The 3,036-nt window shown below is 74.2% G+C and carries 2 protein-coding genes and 1 pseudogene; 2 read left to right on the top strand and 1 reads right to left on the bottom strand.

Going from position 1 to position 3,036, the window contains the following annotated elements; all coding sequences use genetic code 11:
- A pseudogene (locus ABZ885_RS38305) lies at positions 1 to 818 on the top strand (hypothetical protein); the annotation flags it as partial.
- 126 nt (positions 819 to 944) lie between these two features.
- On the top strand, positions 945 to 2,024 hold the full coding sequence (locus ABZ885_RS38300; protein WP_360199380.1) for a 4Fe-4S binding protein: 1,080 nt from the start codon (positions 945 to 947) through the stop codon (positions 2,022 to 2,024).
- A 9-nt stretch (positions 2,025 to 2,033) separates the two neighbouring features.
- On the opposite strand, the gene ABZ885_RS38295 is transcribed toward ABZ885_RS38300, so the two are convergent.
- On the bottom strand, positions 2,034 to 3,036 hold a 1,003-nt coding region (locus ABZ885_RS38295; protein WP_360199378.1), incomplete at its 5' end, for a low temperature requirement protein A.

The following is a 3,036-nucleotide window of genomic DNA, read 5'->3' as shown; positions in this document are numbered from 1 at the left end:
CCGCCTTCGCGGGCGGCACCGTCCGGCTCACCAGGGCGCGGGACGGCGCGCAGGCGGCCGTCACCGACGTGGGCGCCGAGCCGACGGCGGTGGCGCTCAGCCCGGACGGCACGGTCCTGGCCGTGGGAACGGAGAACGGGCGGCTGCTCACCGGTGCTCCGGACGGGTCACCGCTGCGGGCCCGCCCGCACTCCGCGATCGGCCCGGTGCACGCCCTGGCGTTCCTCGGCGACGGCGCCGAACTGGCCTTCGTGTGCGATTCGCAGATGGTCCACCTGCTCACGGTCGCGGACCCGTCCGCGGAGGCCCGGGCGAGCAGCATGATGAAGCACCAGGACCACATCCGCCAGCTGGCCGTCAGCCCGGACGGCCGGTTCCTCGCCACGGCCGGCAACGACCGCCTCGTCCTGGTCTGGGACGTCCGGACCGGCAGGCGGCCGGACGGCGAACCCGGTGCGGCCGCCGGCTCCGAGGGCGCCGACCGCAGTGTGGGTGCCGACAGCGTCCGGGCCCTCGCCTTCGCCCCGGACGGCCGCACCGTCGCCGACGCCGGCCGGCAGGGCCTGGTCCGCCGCTGGGGCCTCACCGCCGCCGCGCCGATTGCCACCCTCACCGGGCCGGGGCAGGCGCTCAACGGCCTCGCGTTCCTCCCCGACGGCCGCGTCCTGGCGGCCGGCGACAACGGCTCCGCGCCGCTGTGGAGCCTCGACCCGGACGCGGTCGCCCGCGAGGCCTGCGCCGTTCTGCGCCCGCCCGTCCCGCACCGGGACTGGCTGCGCCTGGCCCCCGGCAGTCCCTACCGCCCCACCTGCCCCTGATGTCGCCCCGACGTTGCCCCTGGCGACGCCCGGAGCACGTCAGTCTTGTTTTCCAACCAACCTTGCGTATGCTGAGCCCCCTACTAAGTATGAAAATCCAACTGACATGGATTCGGGGGCCGTCCCATGGAAGCCAAGCTGCCGCGCAAGCTGGCCGAACACCCGTCGGTACGAGCGGTGCTGGCCGCCAGATCGGAGGGGCGGGCGGCGGCCCGGCCGGGCGTGATCGACGCCGGGTGGCTCCGCGAGCTCTGCCTGCGCGCCGGGGCGGACGACGCGGCGGCGGTGAGCCTGGACCACCCGGACCTGGCGGGGGAGCGCGACCACGTCCTGGGCGCCCTGCCGGGCGCGCGGACCCTGGTGTCGCTCGTGGTGCGGATGAACCGGGACGACGTGCGCTCCGCCGCGCGCAGCGTCGCCAACCACGAGTTCCACCGGGCCGGCGAACTGGTCAACGACGCGGCGCGGACGGTGGTCCGCGAACTGGAGGACGCCGGATACCGGGCGGTCAACCCCTCGGCGACCTTCCCGATGGAGATGGAACGCTTCCCCGGCCGGATCTGGGTGGTGGCGCACAAGACGGTCGCGGTGGCGGCCGGGCTGGGCGTGATGGGCCTGCACCGCAACGTCATCCACCCGCGCTTCGGCAGCTTCGTCCTCCTCGCCACCCTGCTGGTCGACGCCGAGGTCAGCGCCCACGGCGAGCCGCTGGACTACAACCCGTGCGTCGAATGCAAGCTGTGCGTCGCCGCCTGCCCCGTCGGCGCGCTCACCAAGGACGGCGACTTCGACTTCCTCGCCTGCGCCACCCACAACTACCGCGAGTTCATGGCCGGGTTCACCGACTGGGTGCAGACCGTGGCCGACAGCGAGGACGCCGCCGACTTCCGCGGCCGCGTCACGGACGCCGAGAACGCCTCGATGTGGCAGAGCCTCGCCTTCAAACCCGGCTACAAGGCTGCCTACTGCCTGGCCGTCTGCCCGGCCGGCGAGGACGTGCTCGGCCCCTACCTCGACGACCGCCGGCAGTTCATGGACACCGTGCTGCGCCCGCTCCAGGAGAAGCCCGAGACGCTCTACGTGCTCCCCGGCTCCCGGGCCAAGGAGTACGCCGAACGGCGCTTCCCGCACAAGCCGGTGAGGGAGGTCAGCGGCGGCTGGAGCGCCCCGGCACCCACCCGCGGCCGCCGGGAACCGGACGCCTGAGCCGGGCCCCTACCCGCCTCCCGGCTCCGTCCCTCCCGCCCCTCCCGCCCCTCCCGCCCCTTCCGCCCCCACGGCCCGAAGCCGGGCGGCGCGGCGGTGCTTGGCGAGCTTCGCCAAGGTGAACACCACCGCCGCGGCGCAGCCCACCGCGGCCCAGGCCGGCAGGAACACCGACGCGGGCACCAGACCCGCCAGGGTGAGCAGCAGGCAGGGCAGGTACCAGCCGAGCACCGTCCGCCCAGGGTCCCCGTACCGCAGGGAGATGGCGGCGTTCGCCGAGTAGAAGGCGAGGACGCCGCCGCACAGCGCCCAACGGGAGCCCGGCGGCAGCGTGTGGTCGGGTTCGGCCACCGCGGTGCCGAGGGCGGCGGCGATCACGGTGATACCGGAGACCAGCACGAACGGCAGGTACATCACGGTGTCGCGGATGGCCCGGTTGGAGCCGCCGGCCTGGGCCTGGAGCAGCCCGCGGGCGGCCTCCGTGGTGCCCCAGACGAAGAAGATCATCGCGAGTTCGGCCACCACCACGAAACCGAGCAGCGCGGCCAGCCCCGACGGGCCGGTGAAGTGGTCGGCCAGGGTGACGACGACGGTGAAGACGCTCTCCCCGAGCACGATGACGACGAACAGTCCGATCCGCTCGACCAGGTGCTCCGTGGAGAGCCGGGCGTAGAACTCCTCGCTGAGGCCGGCCCGGACCGCCAGCAGCACCACCTCCAGTGCGACCGCCACGCCCCAGAGCACGAACCGGCCCGGGCTCGGCACCGCGGCGGACACCGCCCAGAGCACGGCCGGCGTCAGGCAGTAGAGCACCGGCCGCCACATCGGCAGCGGACTGCCCGGCTCCCGGGCCCGGCCGAACCAGATGCCGAAGAACGCCAGCCGCACCCACGCGGCCCCCAGCGCGTACGCCCAGGCGCCGAAGTGCTTGGTGGCGGGGCTGGCGATGCCGTAGGCCTTCCAGGTGCCGTAGACCATGCCGGCCAGCCACCCGGCGAACAGCGCCCAGTGG

Source organism: Kitasatospora sp. NPDC047058 (assembly GCF_040643935.1).
Taxonomy (GTDB): domain Bacteria; phylum Actinomycetota; class Actinomycetes; order Streptomycetales; family Streptomycetaceae; genus Kitasatospora.
Note: the sequence above shows the minus strand (reverse complement) of the source record. Positions and strands in the feature narration are given on the sequence as shown.